Source organism: Streptomyces sp. NPDC056160 (genome assembly GCF_042268205.1).
Classification (GTDB): domain Bacteria; phylum Actinomycetota; class Actinomycetes; order Streptomycetales; family Streptomycetaceae; genus Streptomyces.
The window spans coordinates 1-15413 of the sequence record NZ_JBHJUW010000039.1; the positions used below are offsets into that span (position 1 = coordinate 1).

A 15413-nucleotide genomic window follows, 5' to 3' on the forward strand; every position below is an offset into this window, starting at 1 on the left:
CCGCGGCAGCGCCCCCCGTGCCCGCCGGCCCGCCGCCCGGCGGGTACGGCTACCCGCCGCCCGCCGCCGCCCGGCCCCCCCAGGCCCCGGCCGCCGGCGGCCGCACCCGCTACTGGATCGAGATCAACGGCACCCGCCACCAGATCTCCCGCCCGACGCTGGTGCTGGGCCGCAGCACCGACGCCGACGTGCGGATCGACGACCCCGGCGTCTCCCGCCGGCACTGTGAGATCCGGACCGGAACGCCCTCGACGATCGCGGATCTCGGGTCCACCAACGGCATCGTGGTGGACGGGCAGCACACCACCCGCGCTACGCTCCGCGACGGCTCGCGGATCGTCGTGGGCAGCACCACCGTTATCTATAGGCAAGCCGAAGGGTGAACCGGGGGCAATGTCAGAGCTGACCCTCACGGTCATGCGGCTGGGTTTCCTGGCCGTACTGTGGCTGTTCGTGATCGTGGCCGTGCAGGTCATCCGCAGCGACCTGTTCGGTACGCGCGTCACCCAGCGGGGGTCCCGCCGGGAGGCCGCACGGCCCCAGCAGACCGGGCGACAGGCAGGCCGGCAAGCGGCACGCCAGGCCGCCGCCGCGCCCCCGCAGCAGCGCGGCCAGCAGGGCAGCGGCAGGCGCCGCAACGCCCCCGCCAAGCTGGTGGTGACCGAAGGCACCCTCACCGGCACCACCGTCGCGCTGCAGGGCCAGACGATCACCCTGGGCCGCGCGCACGACTCCACGATCGTGCTGGACGACGACTACGCCTCCAGCCGCCATGCCAGGATCTACCCGGACCAGGGCGGCCAGTGGATCGTCGAGGACCTCGGATCCACCAACGGCACCTACCTGGACCGGTCCCGGCTGACGACCCCCACACCGATCCCGCTGGGCGCGCCGATCCGCATCGGCAAGACCGTCATCGAGCTGCGGAAGTAGTACGAACATGAGCGAGCGGAGCGAGCACGCAGCGGCGGCCTGCACCCAGGGCCGCGGCGCGCTCCCGACCGGAGGGTGGGCAGTGTGGCTCGACACGATCGGCTGTACCCGGAGCCGACGGGCGAGGTGCGCATGAGTCTGTCACTGCGCTTCGCCGCCGGATCGCACAAGGGCATGATCCGCGAGGGCAACGAGGACTCCGGTTACGCCGGCCCCCGCCTCCTCGCGATCGCCGACGGCATGGGCGGCCAGGCCGCCGGCGAGGTCGCCTCATCCGAGGTGATCTCCACCATCGTCGCCCTCGATGACGACGTCCCCGGCTCCGACATCCTCACCTCGCTCGCCACGGCCGTGCAGCGCGCCAACGATCAGCTGCGCGCCATGGTCGAGGAGGACCCCCAGCTCGAAGGCATGGGCACCACGCTCACCGCCCTGCTGTGGACCGGCCAGCGCCTCGGCCTCGTACACGTCGGCGACTCGCGCGCCTACCTGCTGCGCGACGGCGTCCTCACCCAGATCACCCAGGACCACACCTGGGTGCAGCGCCTCGTCGACGAGGGACGCATCACCGAGGAAGAAGCCACCACCCACCCGCAGCGCGCCCTCCTGATGCGCGCCCTCGGCAGCGGCGAGCACGTCGAACCCGACCTGTCCATCCGCGAGGTGCGGGCCGGCGACCGGTACCTGATCTGCTCCGACGGCCTCTCCGGCGTCGTCTCCCACCAGACGATGGAGGAGACGCTCGCCAGCTACCAGGGCCCGCAGGAGACCGTGCAGGAACTGATCCAGCTCGCGCTGCGCGGCGGCGGCCCCGACAACATCACCGTCATCGTCGCCGACGTCCTCGACCTCGACACCGGCGACACCCTCGCCGCCCAGCTCTCCGACACCCCGGTCGTGGTCGGCGCGGTCGCCGAGAACCAGCACCACCTGCACGACAACGGCATCATGCAGACCCCGGCCGGCCGCGCCTCAGGCCTCGGCCGCCAGGTCCCCGGGCAGGGCGGCGGGGGCGGCGAGTTCGGACCGCCCGGATCCGGCGACACCACCGGGTTCATCTCCACCGACGGCCTGGGCTACGGCGACGACGACTTCGTCAAACCGCGCAGGGGCCGCAGGTGGCTGAAGGTCTCCCTGTACAGCGTCCTCGCGCTCGCCGTCATCGGCGGCGGCCTCTACGGCGGCTACCGCTGGACCCAGACCCAGTACTACGTCGGCACCAACGAGGAGCACGTCGCCCTCTACCGCGGCATCAGCCAGGACCTGGCCTGGGTGAAGCTGTCCAAGGTGGAGAAGGACCACCCGGAGATCGAACTCAAGTACCTGCCGCCCTACCAGCAGAAGCAGGTCAAGGCGACGATCGCCGAGGGCGGCCTGCCGGAGGCGCAGAAGAAGGTCGACGAACTGTCGGTGCAGGCCTCCGCGTGCCGCAAGGAGTCCGAGCGCCGCGCCGCCGAGGCGAAGAACGGCGCCAAGACGGACCAGGACAAACCGGACCAGGGCAAGACGGGCAAGGGCAAGAACGGCGGCACCACGGGAACCACCCCCGCCTCCTACACGTCCAAGACGACGTCGAACCCGTCGGCCCCGAACTCGTCGACGTCGAAGACGACGTCCAAGACACTCTCGTCCCCGTCGTCCAAGTCTCCGTCCACGTCCGCGACCGCGACCGCGTCCACATCCAGCCCCGGCCCCACTCTCTCGGAGGAAGAGCAGAAGGTCGTCTCGCTGTGCGGTAAGCAGTAGGCAAGCCGTGAGAGGCCCTGTCACACGATGAGCAGTACTACCAACTCGCCCACGCACCACACGTCCACGATCGGCGCCATCGGAGCGCCGAGCCGCCGCAACACCGAACTGGCACTGCTGGTCTTCGCGGTCGCCATCCCGGTGTTCGCCTACGCCAACGTGGGCCTGGCCATCAACAACCAGGTGCCCGCGGGCCTGCTGAGCTACGGCCTGGGCCTGGGTCTGATGGCGGGCGTCGCCCACCTCGTCGTCCGCAAGTTCGCCCCCTACGCCGACCCACTGCTGCTCCCGCTGGCCACCCTGCTCAACGGCCTGGGACTGGTCATCATCTGGCGGCTGGACCAGTCGAAACTGCTCCAGTACATCAAGCAGGCCGGTGACAAGGCACCCACGCAGCTGCTGTACACGGCGATGGGCATCGCGCTCTTCGCCGTCGTCCTGATCTTCCTCAAGGACCACCGCGTCCTGCAGCGCTACACCTACATCTCGATGGTCGGCGCGCTGGTCCTGCTGCTGCTGCCCCTGGTCCCCGGCCTCGGCCTGCCCGTCTACGGCGCCAAGATCTGGATCCACGTCGGCGGCTTCTCCATCCAGCCCGGCGAGTTCGCCAAGATCGTCCTCGCGGTCTTCTTCGCCGGCTACCTGATGGTGAAGCGGGACGCACTCGCCCTGGCCAGCCGCCGCTTCATGGGCCTGTACCTGCCGCGCGGCCGCGACCTCGGACCGATCCTCGTCGTCTGGGTCATCTCGATCCTCATCCTGATCTTCGAGACCGACCTCGGCACGTCGCTGCTGTTCTTCGGAATGTTCGTCATCATGCTGTACGTCGCCACCGAGCGGACCAGCTGGATCGTCTTCGGTCTGCTGATGTCGGCGGTCGGCGCCTTCGGCGTGGCCAGCGTCGAACCGCACGTGCACCAGCGCGTGCAGGCCTGGCTGGACCCGATGCACGAGTACCTCCTCAGCCACAAGGGCGTGCAGGGCCACTCCGAGCAGCTCCAGCAGGCACTGTGGGCGTTCGGCTCCGGCGGCACCCTCGGCTCCGGCCTCGGCCAGGGCCACTCCGACCTCATCCGGTTCGCCGCCAACTCCGACTTCGTCCTCGCCACCTTCGGCGAGGAGCTGGGCCTGGCCGGCCTGATGGCGATCCTCCTGCTCTACGGTCTGATCGTGGAGCGCGGCATCCGCACCGCACTCGCCGCCCGCGACCCCTTCGGCAAACTGCTCGCCGTCGGCCTGTCCGGCGCCTTCGCGCTCCAGGTCTTCGTGGTGTCCGGCGGTGTGATGGGCCTGATCCCGCTGACCGGTATGACGATGCCGTTCCTGGCGTACGGCGGTTCCTCCGTCATCGCCAACTGGGCCCTGATCGGCATCCTGATCAGGATCAGCGACACCGCGCGCCGCCCGGCGCCCGCGCCCGCCTCGAACCCCGACGCCGAGATGACCCAGGTGGTCCGCCCGTGAACAAGCCCCTGCGCCGGATCGCGATCTTCTGCGGCCTGCTGGTCCTCACGCTGCTCATCCGCGACAACTGGCTCCAGTACGCCAAGGCCGACAGCCTGAAGAACGACGACAACAACCGCCGCGTCACCATCGCCCGCTACTCCACCCCGCGCGGCGACATCATCGTCGGCGGCTCCCCGATCACCGGGTCCGTGGAGACCAAGACCAACGCGCTCGACGACCTGAAGTACAAGCGGACCTACAAGGACGGCCCCATGTGGGCGCCCGTCACCGGCTTCGCCTCGCAGGCCTTCGGCACCACGCAGCTGGAGAACCTGGACGACAAGATCCTCACCGGCAACGACGACCGGCTCTTCTTCCGCAACACCCTGGACATGATCACGGGCAAGCCGAAGCAGGGCGGCAACGTCGTCACCACGCTCAACGCGGCGGCTCAGAAGGCCGCGTTCAACGGGCTCAAGGGCCGCGGCAAGGGCGCCGTCGTCGCGCTCGAACCGTCCACCGGCAAGATCCTCGCGCTGGCCTCCTACCCGTCGTACGACCCCGGCTCCTTCGCCGGCACCTCCGCGGCGGACGGCAAGGCCCGCAACAAGCTCCTCAAGGAGAACGACCCGAACGACCCGACCCTGAACCGGGCGCTGCGCGAGACCTACCCGCCGGGCTCGACCTTCAAGGTCGTGACCGCCGCCGCGGCACTGGAGAACGGCAAGTACACCTCGGCCGACGAGCCCACCGACTCGCCGGACCCGTGGATCATGCCGCACACCCAGACCCCACTGCCCAACGAGGGCCACATCCCATGCAAGAACGCCACCATGCGGGTGGCGCTGCGCTGGTCCTGCAACACCGTCTTCGGCAAGATCGGCGCTGACCTGGGCAACAAGAAGATGCTGGACGAGGCCAAGAAGTTCGGCTTCACCAGCGAGCAGTTCACCCCCGTGCGCGCCAACGCCTCCGTCTTCTCCGACAACATGGAGCCCTCGCAGGTCGCGCAGTCCTCCATCGGCCAGTTCAACACCGCCGCGACCCCGCTCCAGATGGCCATGGTCGTCTCGGCGGTCGCCAACGACGGCAAGCTGATGAAGCCGTACATGGTCGACAAGCTCCAGTCGCCCAACCTCGACACCCTGGAGCAGACCCAGCCGGAGGAGCTGAGCCGGCCGCTGTCCTCGAAGAACGCCCAGATCCTCCAGTCGATGATGGAGACGGTCGTCAAGGAGGGCACCGGCAAGAACGCCCAGATCGGCGGCGTCACCGTCGGCGGCAAGACCGGTACCGCCCAGCACGGCGTCGACAACAGCGAGAAGCCGTACGCGTGGTTCATCTCCTACGCCAAGACGAGCGACGGCAGCTCGCCGGTCGCGGTCGCCGCGGTCGTCGAGGACGAGCAGGCCAACCGCGAGGAAATCTCCGGCGGCGGCCTCGCGGCCCCCATCGCGAAGAGCGTCATGCAGGCGGTCATCAACTCCAAGAGGTGACATCCGTCACGGCACCTTCACAACGGTGCACGGTGCGATACCGGTCCTGTATCGGGTGACGGGCTTGGCCGGGTCCCACAGAACTAGCCGGGTACGGTAGGCCCGGACGGAAGCTCCGGCGGCACAAGCGGTGCCCGCCGGGACCGACGGAGAGGGCTGGTAGGTAGCTATGGAAGAGCCGCGTCGCCTCGGCGGCCGGTACGAGCTGGGCCACGTGCTCGGCCGTGGTGGCATGGCGGAGGTGTACCTCGCGCATGACACCCGCCTGGGCCGCACCGTGGCGGTGAAGACGCTCCGCGCCGACCTGGCGCGCGACCCTTCCTTCCAGGCCCGGTTCCGCCGAGAGGCCCAGTCGGCCGCCTCGCTCAACCATCCCGCGATCGTCGCGGTCTACGACACGGGCGAGGACTACATCGACGGGGTCTCGATCCCGTACATCGTGATGGAGTACGTCGACGGGTCCACACTCCGTGAGCTGCTGCACAGCGGCCGCAAGCTGCTCCCCGAGCGGGCCATGGAGATGACCATCGGCATCCTCCAGGGCCTGGAGTACGCCCACCGCAGCGGCATCGTCCACCGCGACATCAAACCGGCCAACGTCATGCTGACCCGCAACGGCCAGGTCAAGGTCATGGACTTCGGCATCGCCCGCGCCATGGGCGACTCCGGCATGACCATGACCCAGACGGCCGCGGTCATCGGCACCGCCCAGTACCTCTCCCCGGAGCAGGCCAAGGGCGAACAGGTCGACGCACGCTCGGACCTGTACTCCACGGGCTGCCTGCTGTACGAACTGCTCACCGTCCGGCCCCCGTTCGTCGGGGACTCCCCCGTCGCGGTCGCCTACCAGCACGTCCGCGAGGAACCGCAGTCGCCGAGCGTCTTCGACCCCGAGATCACGCCCGAGATGGACGCGATCGTGCTGCGGGCCCTGGTCAAGGACCCCGACTACCGCTACCAGTCGGCCGACGAGATGCGCATGGACATCGAGGCCTGCCTCGACGGCCAGCCCGTCGCCGCCACGGCCGCCATGGGCGCGGTCGGCTACGGCGGCTACCCCGACGACCAGCCGACGACCGCGCTGCGCTCCGACCCGGGGGCCGCCGCCACGACGATGCTGCCGCCCATGAACCCGGACGACGGCGGCTACGGCTACGACGAACGCCCCGACCGGCGCGGCCGGCAGCAGAAGAAGAAGTCCAACACCTCCACGATCCTCCTGATCGTCGCCGCCGTCCTGGTCCTCGTCGGCGCCATCCTCATCGGGAAGTACGTCGTCACCGGCCACAGCTCGGCCAGCGGCACGATCCCCGCCCCGAACTTCGTGGGCCAGACCAAGGACGAGGCCCAGACCTCCGCGGACAACATCAGCCTGAAACTCGCCTTCACCTCGAAGACCTGCGACGACCAGCCCAAGGGCAAGGTCTGCTCCCAGGACCCCGCACCCAAGTCCGACATCAAGAAGGGCGACACGGTCAACCTGGTGCTGTCGACCGGGGCGCCGAAGGTGGCGGTGCCGAGTGTCATCGGGCAGTCCCTGAACGATGCCAAGAGCCAGCTCGAGGGCAAGGACTACGGCCTCACGGTCAAGGTCCAGTACGAGGAGTCCGCGGAGAATCCGGACACGGTGCTCAAGCAGGACCCGCGCCTGGGCCAGGAGGTCGAGAAGGGCTCGACCATCACCCTGACGGTCGCCAAGGCCGCCGAGAAGGCCACCGTACCCACGGTCACCGGGCAGACCTGTGACGCCGCCAAGCAGCAGATGCAGGCGAACAACCTCGCCGGCGAATGCGTCGAGGTGGACAACAGCGACCCCAACCAGGCCGGCAAGGTCATCAACACCGTCCCCGGCCCCGGCCAGCAGGTCGACAAGGGCTCCAAGGTGACGATCCAGGTCGGCAAGCAGGTCCAGCAGAAGACACAGGTACCGGGCGTGCAGGGCAAGAGGGTGGCGGAAGCCAAGCAGATCCTGACCGCCGCCGGCTTCACCAACATCCAGTTCAACGGCAGCGGGGACAACGACAACGCCTACGTCGTCCAGCAGAACCCGCAGCCGGGCCAGCAGGTCGACGACCCCGCCGGTACACAGATCACACTGACGACCATCGGCGGCAACGGCGGCGGCAACAACCACGGCAACGGCGGCAACGGCGGCGACAACCACGGCGGCCTCTTCGGCTGACCGACCCCCACCGCCACCCGTGACACCAGGGCCCCGGCCGCTCTCCACCCGAGAGCAGCCGGGACCCTGTCGTACACCTGCCCGCACCTCGCTCGTGTCTTCCCAGACCCCCACTCGTTGCTCCGTTGGGGTGGGGACTCGGAACGCTCTGCCCTGGCCAAGTGCCCAGCACACGAACCCGAAGGGCAGAACGTGATCAACGACTCGGCGCTCCTGGAGTCAAGGACCCTGCGCCACAGCGTCATGGACCGCACGGACGTACTCGACCGGGTGAAGGCCCTGTCACTCCTCCCGGACGGGATGCACGTGACGACGGCGATGGTGGCGACCTACTTCGAAGTGAGCCGGAAGGCCATCGAGTCTCTGGTGCTCGATCACCGCACAGAGTTGGTGGCCAACGGGTACCGCGTCCTGTCAGGTACAGAACTGACCTCCTTCAAGGAGGTCAGTGGGATCCAGTCACGCTCCCGGTCACTGGCCCTGTATCCCCGCCGAGCCGTCCTCAACGTAGCCATGCTGCTCCGCGACAGCGAAGTCGCACGTCAGGCGCGTGTGTACCTCCTCGACATGGAGTACCTGGCCCGCACACAGCCTGTGGAAAACTCACCGCAGCCGGACATCGCCACCCTCCATGCACGCATCGACGACCGCATCGACCAGCGCATCACCCACATCCTCGGCAAGACCGTCGTCCCCATGTTCAACGCCCTGATCGAGACGGCGGGGGAACACCAGCGGGAGCTGATCGTCCTGCGAACGGGCGTCCAGCACATCGAGCGACGGCTGCGGCAGCACCACACCCGCCTCCGCCGACTGGAAAGCCCCCGCCAGGAGCGTCCACTCGCCGGAGTCATGGCCGCCATGGACGCCATGACCGGCCGCGAGTTCGAGCACCACATCGCCACGCTCCTGCGCCGCGACGGCTGCACCGACATCGCCGTCCTGGGGCGCCACGGAGACCGGGGCGTCGACATCACCGCGCTCACGGCCGACGGCCGGCGTCTCGCCGTCCAGTGCAAGAGGTTCGCGCCCCACCTGCGGATCACCAGCCCCGAACTGCAGAAGTTCGTCGGGTCCGCCAGGGTCCTGTACGCCTCGGACGTGGCCCTCTACGTCGCAACGTGCCGCTTCACACCGGAAGCCCTGAGCATCGCCGCCGAGGCCGGGATCACCGCCGTGCACCGCACCCTGCTGGAAAGGTGGGACGCAGGTGAAATGCTCACGGTCCTGAAGTAGAGCCCACAGGCCGCAGCACAAGGCCCGAAGTCGCATCCCTAGCTTGCGACTTCGGGCCTCCGCCATGCTAGAGCACGAAATCCTCCCGCGCTCCCGCCCACCTCAGCGCAGCTCTGCCGGCGGCGTCCGCTTGCTGTCGACCTTCTGCACGCGGACCAGTTCGCCCCACACCACGTACCGGTACCGCGAGGTGTAGACCGGTGTGCAGGTGGTGAGCGTGATGTAGTGGCCCGGCTTCTTCACGCCCGACTCCTTCGGGACCTGCGCGAGGACGTCGACATTGAACTTCGAGGTCTCCGGGAGGATGCCGTAGACCTTGTAGACGTACCACTTGTCCCGGGTCTCGAAGACGATCGGGTCGCCCTTCTCCACCTTGTCGATGTTGTGGAACTTCGCACCGTGGCCGTCCCGGTGCGCGGCGAGGGTGAAGTTGCCCTCCTTGCCGGTCTCCGGCAGGGCCGCCTTGACGGGGTCCACGTAGTAGCCGGCCACACCGTCGTTCAGGACGTCCGTCGAGGTGCCCTTCTTCACCAGCACCTCGCCGTTGTGCATGGACGGCACGTGCAGGAAGCCGATGCCGTCCTTCGTGTCCAGCGCGCCGGGCCCGCCGGGGGCGGAGTGCGCCCACTGGTCACGGATCCTGTGGCCCTGCCGGTCGGCCTTGCGGTCCGCTATGACGTTCGTCCACCACAGGGAGTACACGACGAACAGGCCGAGGACCAGACCCGCCGTGATGAGGAGTTCGCCGAACACGCTGACGGCCAGGGCCAGCCGGCCACCGCGCCGGCGGCGCGGGCGTGGTGCGGGGCCGTCCTCTGTGTGCTCTGCCGTGTCGTCCGCGGTCGCTGCCACTGTTCCCTCTGCCCTTTAACTGACGAGCGCATCCGGCTTCCCCTTGCTGCGCGGCCGTTCCTCGACCATCCTGCCCCAGACGATCAAGCGGTACTTGCTGGTGAACTCCGGTGTGCACGTGGTGAGCGTGATGTAGCGACCGGGCCCCGTGAAACCCGAGCCCCTGGGCACCGGGTTCAGGACGGCGGTGTTGCCGGGTGAGGTCACCGGCAGCGTCGACGTCATCTTGTACACGTAGTACGCGTCCTGCGTCTCCACCACGATCGGGTCGCCCGGCTTGAGCTTGTTGATGTACCGGAAGGGCTCCCCGTGCGTGTTGCGGTGGCCCGCGAGCCCGAAGTTGCCCGTCCTCGCGTCCGGCATCGCCGTGTCCAGGTCACCCTTGCCGTAGTGCCCGACCATCCCCTTGTCCAGCACCTTCGTCTTGCTGGTGCCCTCCGCGATCGGCACCACCACGTCCAGCGCGGGAATGTGCAGGATGGCGAATCCCTGCCCCGGCTCGAACGCCCCCGGACTGCGCTTGCCGCTCGCCCAGTCGTCCTGCAACTGGTGCGCCTCGCTGCCCGCCTGCGCGTGCGCACGGACGTTCGTCCACCACAGCTGGTAGGTGACGAACAGCAGCATCAGCACACCGGTGGTGATGAACAGCTCGCCCACGGCCCGGCTGACGACGACGCCCGCACCGGGCCTGCGCTCCCGCGCCCGCCGACGGGCCTCCACCCGGGACAGCGGCGCCGACGGCTCGCCGTCCTCCGAGGAAGGGCCGGCCGCCGCCGACCCGGCGCCCCGGCGTCGGCTGTGACGGCTGTGACGGCTCCTGGTGGCCTTCCTGCGGGCCGCGCGGCCCTCGTACGGCACACCGGCCACCCCTGCCCCGGAACGGGCCGCAGAGCCCACCGAGCGCCCCGGAGCCCCGGGCGCCGCCCCCGCCGCCCCGGCCGCCCCGGCGACGCGCAGCGCCATCGTCTCGTCGTCGGCGGGCGGCCGGTACGGGTCCGCCGGCGGACCCCCCGTGCCGTACGGCGCCACCGAGCCGTACGAGTCGTACGGCGCCACCGCGTACGGGTCCCCGGAGACGGCGTAGGCCTCCGTGCCGTAGCGGTCGGCGCCGGACTCGCGCTCGGGGCGCAGCGCGGTCACGCCGTGGCCCTGCCCACCACCGGGGCGAGCCCCGCCGACCTCGCCACGGCACCCGCATCGCCGCACTCCGCCAGCCAGTTGGCCAGCATCCGGTGCCCGTGCTCGGTCAGCACCGACTCGGGGTGGAACTGCACGCCCTCCACCGGGAGGTCCCGGTGACGCAGCCCCATGACGATCCCGTCGGGCGTACGGGCCGTGACCTCCAGCTCGGCCGGGACGGTCGCGGGCTCGGCGGCCAGCGAGTGGTAACGGGTCGCGGTGAACGGGGAGGGCAGCCCCGCGAAGACGCCCTTGCCCGCGTGCTCGACCGGCGAGGTCTTGCCGTGCAGCAGCTCGGGCGCCCGGTCCACCACACCCCCGTACGCCACCTGCATGGACTGCATGCCCAGGCAGACCCCGAAGACGGGCACGCCGGTGGCCGCACAGTGCCGGACCATCTCCACGCACACACCGGCCTGCTCGGGCGTGCCGGGGCCGGGGGAGAGCAGTACACCGTCGAAGCCGTCCTGGGCGTGCGCGGTCGACACCTCGTCGTTGCGCAGCACCTCGCACTCGGCGCCCAGCTGGTACAGGTACTGGACCAGGTTGAAGACGAAGCTGTCGTAGTTGTCGACGACGAGAATCCGCGCACTCACTGGTTGTCCACCGTCACATCGTTGAAGGGAAGCAGCGGCTCCGCCCACGGGAAGACGTACTGGAACAGGACGTAGACCACGGCCAGGGCCAGCACCAGTGAGATCAGGGCCTTCACCCACGCGTTGCCCGGCAGATGCCGCCAGATCCAGCCGTACATGCCGTCCCTTCCGTCTCCCCACGGCACCGGATTCACGCCGTACCGCACCAGACTAACGGCGCGATGCCCTCGGATTCCGGCCTTCCGGACCGGTTCACCCTGGCCGGCTACGCCACGGGCCGGGCGTAGTGCAGGTCCACCGTGCCGGTGTAGCCGGGCAGCGTGGCCGCCCCGTCCTCGGTGACCTTCCAGCCCAGGCCGTAGACGTTGACGTACACCATGTAGTTCTGGATCGCCGGGGAGTCCGCGAGGGCCTTCTGCAGCCTGCCGGGGTCCCCGACCGCCGTGATCTTGTACGGCGGCGAGTAGACGCGGCCCTGGAGGATCAGGGTGTTGCCCACGCAGCGCACCGCGCTGGTGGAGATCAGCCGCTGGTCCATGACCTTGATCCCCTTGGCGCCGCCGTTCCACAGCGCGTTGACCACGGCCTGGAGGTCCTGCTGGTGGATGACCAGGTAGTCCGGCTGCGGCTCGGGGTAGCCGGGGAGCTTGGCGGTGGCGTTCGGCGGGGCGTCGTTGAGGGTGACGGTGACGGCCTTGCCCTTCAGCGGCCGGGTTCCCGCGCCGTCCTCCAGGCCCGTCAGCTTCTCGTTCTGCGCCCTGGTGCTGCCGCCGTCGCTCTGGGCCCGGGACTCGACGTCGCCGCGCAGGGACGCGTTGGACTCGTCCAGTTCCTTGTTCTTGCGACTGCGTTCGTGGACGAGGTCGGACAGTTTGAGCAGCGAGGTGTCCGTGCGGATGTTGGTGCCCTTGGCCGTGTTGAAACTGGTGATGAAGAGCAGTCCGGCGAGGGCGAAGACGGCCACGGTGAGGATCCGCGCGGGCGGGAAACGGCGTGCGCGGCCGGGGTCGGCACCCGTCCCCGGGGAGTCGGCGGAATTGCTCAACGTACCCTTATCTCCTTCGGCACCGCGGAAGCACTACGCTAACGGACGCCCGGGGGAGCACTGGTTCTCCCCTGGCAGTCCCCTTGTACGCTGCCCCGGAGCCAGTCCAGTTCCCTGCGCGGCCACGCAGCGCATCGACAGGAGAGACCCTCGTGCCGAAGTCACGTATCCGCAAGAAGGCCGACTACACGCCGCCGCCCGCCAAGCAGGGCACGGTCATCAAACTGGAGAGCCGCGGCTGGGTGGCCCCGGTCATGCTGGCCATGTTCGTCATCGGCCTGGCCTGGATCGTCGTCTTCTACGTGACCGACGGCTCGCTGCCCATCGACGCGCTCGACAACTGGAACATCGTCGTCGGCTTCGGCTTCATCGCCGCCGGATTCGGCGTCTCCACGCAGTGGAAGTAAGGGCCGCCAAGGGGTGAACCCAGTTCTGCCCACGGGTATCCGCTGAGTTATCCACAGCCTGGTAGAAATTTCCACACCAAGCCTGGGGAAAACACGACGATCTGTGGATAACCCATCCCCCGTTGACCCCGGTAAGACTGTCGCACCACCCACAGCCGCTGCCCCGCCCCCTGCCTGACCTGCACAGACACAGGTGAGCGACAGGGGGCACAGCTGTTCCCGCACACAGTGCACAGGATGCGGCACGCACTGTGGACAACCGTACGGAACGGCGTCCCGCGGCCCGGTTTCCCGGGCCCGGCCGGACCCCTCAGGTGAGCTGGCCGGTTCTGATCACCGTCATCACGACGACGGCCACCAGCACCAGCGCACAGGTCCCGTACTGCACCAGGTTCCGCCGCTCGCGCGGCGCGTGGACCATCGCGTACCCGGCCACCACCCCGGCGACGAGGCCGCCGATGTGCGCCTGCCAGGCGATCCCGCCCCGGAAGGTGAGGAGCAGGTTGATCACGAGCAGCGCGATCACCGGACGCATGTCGTAGCGCAGCCTGCGCATCAGCACGGCCAGCGCGCCGAAGAGGCCGAAGATCGCGCCCGAGGCACCGACGGACGCCTGGTTCGGGGCGACGACCAGGTAGCAGAGGGCGCTGCCCGCCAGCCCGCTGACGAAGTAGAGCGCAAGGTAGCGCGCGCGGCCGAGGGCGGCCTCCAGCGGGCCTCCGACCCACCACAGGCTGAGCATGTTGAACGCGATGTGGAGGTAGCCGCCGTGCAGGAACATCGCGGTCAGCAACCGGTACCACTGGCCGTCCGCGACGCCGCCGAGCGAGCCGAGCGAGGGGAGGTAGGCCTGGCCCACCAACTCGAACCGCTCGGTGAAGGAGGGCCCCACGGACAGTTGGACCAGGTAGAAGGCCAGGTTGATCCCGATGAGGATCTTCGTGAACAGCCGCGGGTCGGCGGTCACCGTGCCGCCGGCCACGGTGCGTGGCCGGGAGGCGGTGGGCGCCTGGCCGGTGCCCGAGCCGCTGCGGACGCAGTCGGGGCACTGGAAACCCACGGAGGCGCTGACCATGCACTCGGGGCAGATCGGCCGCTCGCAGCGCGTGCAGCGGATGCCGGTCTCCCGGTCCGGGTGCCGGTAGCAGGTGGGCGCGCCCGGGCCGTCCTGCCCGACCTGCGGGCTGCCTGGCGCCTGGTCCATGGGGTCCCCTCACGTTGGTCACGGGCGGTGTACGGCTCGGTGGGGCACACTACGGCTCACCGTGGGCAACACACCGCCCCGCTCATCCCTACGGACGAGCGGGGCGTTTGGTTCCCCCGGCGCCGGTCGTCCGGGGAGGGCTGTCCCCCCGGGGCCGGTCGCCCGGGGAGGGCTGCCGGGGCGTGGCCCTCGGCTCAGCCCTGGGTCTCGATGACGACCGACTCGATGACGACGTCCTTGACGGGACGGTCGTTGCGCGGGTTGGTCTGCGTGCCCGCGATGGCGTCGACGACCTTGGTGCCGGCCTCGTCGGCGACCTCACCGAAGATGGTGTGCTTGCGGGTCAGCCACGCGGTGGGGGCGACGGTGATGAAGAACTGCGAGCCGTTGGTGCCCGGGCCGGCGTTGGCCATGGCCAGGAGGTAGGGCTTGTTGAAGGAGAGGTCCGGGTGGAACTCGTCCTTGAACTGGTAGCCGGGGCCACCGGTGCCGTTGCCCAGCGGGTCGCCGCCCTGGATCATGAAGCCGCTGATCACGCGGTGGAAGACGGTGCCGTCGTAGAGCTTCGCCGTGGTCTTCTCGCCGGTGGTGGGGTTGGTCCACTCGCGCTGGCCCGTGGCGAGTTCCACGAAGTTGCGGACCGTCTCCGGGGCGTGGTCCGGCAGAAGCCGGACCTTGATGTCGCCGTGGTTGGTCTTCAAGGTGGCGTAGAGCTGCTGAGCCACGATCTGCCTTCCGTTGTCTTCCTGTGACTCCCCGATCCTCGCACGGCGCGCGTCCTGAGTCGCCCGGCGGCCGCTTCGGGGCGGCGATCCGAAGGAATCGGTTGCGGAAATCGGGGCGAGTCGTCACGGGACGGGAGCGCGGTGCGACGATCCGTGGCATTGTCGTCGACAAGCTCTTGTTGTCCCTTATCCCCTACCTGTTCCCTTTCATCCACTGTTGCAGACGATTCGTGTCCATGGTCGCCGGTCGCCGGTCGCCGGCCGTCGGCCGGCGGCCGGCGGCCGCGCGGGCCCGACCCCCCGCGGGCCGGCCATCCGGTGTGGATAGATGGGGCGCACAATACCCAGATGAGCACTCACCCAAGC

The 15413-nt window shown here is 69.3% G+C and carries 15 protein-coding genes; 8 read left to right on the top strand and 7 right to left on the bottom strand.

Features of this window, described 5'->3' with window-relative positions:
• From ACFC02_RS16735 to ACFC02_RS16765, 7 genes are all read left to right on the top strand, one after another.
• The coding region (locus ACFC02_RS16735) for an FHA domain-containing protein (RefSeq protein ID WP_376357173.1) at positions 1–383 on the top strand (383 nt) is incomplete at its 5' end.
• A gap of 10 nt (positions 384–393) precedes the next feature.
• The gene (locus ACFC02_RS16740) at positions 394–933 is read left to right on the top strand and encodes an FHA domain-containing protein (RefSeq protein ID WP_376357175.1); all 540 of its coding nucleotides are present in this window, start codon (positions 394–396) and stop codon (positions 931–933) included.
• Between the two features lie 132 nt (positions 934–1065).
• Positions 1066–2679, top strand: coding sequence for a Stp1/IreP family PP2C-type Ser/Thr phosphatase (locus ACFC02_RS16745; protein ID WP_376357178.1), 1614 nt, complete (start codon positions 1066–1068; stop codon positions 2677–2679).
• Between the two features lie 27 nt (positions 2680–2706).
• Complete coding sequence (locus ACFC02_RS16750) at positions 2707–4143, top strand: FtsW/RodA/SpoVE family cell cycle protein (protein WP_376357180.1); 1437 nt, start codon at positions 2707–2709, stop codon at positions 4141–4143.
• Positions 4140–5621, top strand: coding sequence for a penicillin-binding transpeptidase domain-containing protein (locus ACFC02_RS16755; RefSeq protein WP_376357182.1), 1482 nt, complete (start codon positions 4140–4142; stop codon positions 5619–5621). The genes ACFC02_RS16750 and ACFC02_RS16755 overlap by 4 nt, the downstream gene beginning before the upstream one ends.
• 169 nt (positions 5622–5790) lie before the next feature.
• Positions 5791–7803 carry a Stk1 family PASTA domain-containing Ser/Thr kinase gene (gene pknB / locus ACFC02_RS16760; protein WP_376357184.1) on the top strand — a complete coding sequence of 671 codons (2013 nt, stop codon included), beginning with the start codon at positions 5791–5793 and terminating at the stop codon, positions 7801–7803.
• Between the two features lie 192 nt (positions 7804–7995).
• Positions 7996–9039 (top strand): restriction endonuclease, encoded by a 1044-nt coding sequence (locus ACFC02_RS16765; RefSeq protein WP_376357186.1) that lies wholly within the window; start codon positions 7996–7998, stop codon positions 9037–9039.
• Positions 9040–9141: 102 nt separating this feature from the next.
• Here the strand turns inward: ACFC02_RS16765 and ACFC02_RS16770 are convergent, their stop codons facing one another.
• The 5 genes from ACFC02_RS16770 to ACFC02_RS16790 all read right to left on the bottom strand — a co-directional run bounded on the left by ACFC02_RS16770 (position 9142) and on the right by ACFC02_RS16790 (position 12711).
• Positions 9142–9891, bottom strand: a complete 750-nt coding sequence (locus ACFC02_RS16770; RefSeq protein ID WP_376357188.1) for a class E sortase — start codon at positions 9889–9891, stop codon at positions 9142–9144.
• 15 nt (positions 9892–9906) lie between these two features.
• Complete coding sequence (locus tag ACFC02_RS16775) at positions 9907–11031, bottom strand: class E sortase (protein WP_376357190.1); 1125 nt, start codon at positions 11029–11031, stop codon at positions 9907–9909.
• A complete protein-coding gene (locus tag ACFC02_RS16780; RefSeq protein ID WP_360966430.1) occupies positions 11028–11666 on the bottom strand; it encodes an aminodeoxychorismate/anthranilate synthase component II in 639 nt (212 codons plus the stop codon). Before ACFC02_RS16780 ends, ACFC02_RS16775 begins: the two co-directional genes overlap by 4 nt.
• The gene (locus ACFC02_RS16785) at positions 11663–11824 is read right to left on the bottom strand and encodes a hypothetical protein (RefSeq protein WP_190203072.1); all 162 of its coding nucleotides are present in this window, start codon (positions 11822–11824) and stop codon (positions 11663–11665) included. Before ACFC02_RS16785 ends, ACFC02_RS16780 begins: the two co-directional genes overlap by 4 nt.
• Before the next feature lie 107 nt (positions 11825–11931).
• The gene (locus ACFC02_RS16790) at positions 11932–12711 is read right to left on the bottom strand and encodes a DUF881 domain-containing protein (protein ID WP_376357192.1); all 780 of its coding nucleotides are present in this window, start codon (positions 12709–12711) and stop codon (positions 11932–11934) included.
• A 152-nt stretch (positions 12712–12863) separates the two neighbouring features.
• Here ACFC02_RS16790 and crgA point away from each other — a divergent pair, with 152 nt between their 5' ends.
• On the top strand, positions 12864–13118 hold the full coding sequence (gene crgA / locus ACFC02_RS16795; RefSeq protein ID WP_018569173.1) for a cell division protein CrgA: 255 nt from the start codon (positions 12864–12866) through the stop codon (positions 13116–13118).
• Positions 13119–13428: 310 nt separating this feature from the next.
• On the opposite strand, the gene ACFC02_RS16800 is transcribed toward crgA, so the two are convergent.
• Both ACFC02_RS16800 and ACFC02_RS16805 read right to left on the bottom strand, forming a co-directional pair.
• Positions 13429–14322, bottom strand: coding sequence for a rhomboid family intramembrane serine protease (locus ACFC02_RS16800; RefSeq protein WP_376357195.1), 894 nt, complete (start codon positions 14320–14322; stop codon positions 13429–13431).
• A 194-nt stretch (positions 14323–14516) separates the two neighbouring features.
• Entirely contained in the window at positions 14517–15047 is a 531-nt protein-coding gene (locus ACFC02_RS16805) for a peptidylprolyl isomerase (RefSeq protein ID WP_376357197.1), read from the bottom strand.
• Positions 15048–15413 lie beyond the last annotated feature (366 nt).

What these genes read in the sequence shown, in the direction of transcription:
- ACFC02_RS16740 (WP_376357175.1), top strand. Translation starts at nt 394, where the DNA reads ATGTCAGAGCTGACCCTCACGGTCATGCGGCTGGGTTTCCTGGCCGTA.
- ACFC02_RS16745 (WP_376357178.1), top strand. Translation starts at nt 1,066, where the DNA reads ATGAGTCTGTCACTGCGCTTCGCCGCCGGATCGCACAAGGGCATGATC.
- ACFC02_RS16750 (WP_376357180.1), top strand. Translation starts at nt 2,707, where the DNA reads ATGAGCAGTACTACCAACTCGCCCACGCACCACACGTCCACGATCGGC.
- pknB (WP_376357184.1), top strand. Translation starts at nt 5,791, where the DNA reads ATGGAAGAGCCGCGTCGCCTCGGCGGCCGGTACGAGCTGGGCCACGTG.
- ACFC02_RS16785 (WP_190203072.1), bottom strand. Translation starts at nt 11,824, where the DNA reads ATGTACGGCTGGATCTGGCGGCATCTGCCGGGCAACGCGTGGGTGAAG.
- ACFC02_RS16800 (WP_376357195.1), bottom strand. Translation starts at nt 14,322, where the DNA reads ATGGACCAGGCGCCAGGCAGCCCGCAGGTCGGGCAGGACGGCCCGGGC.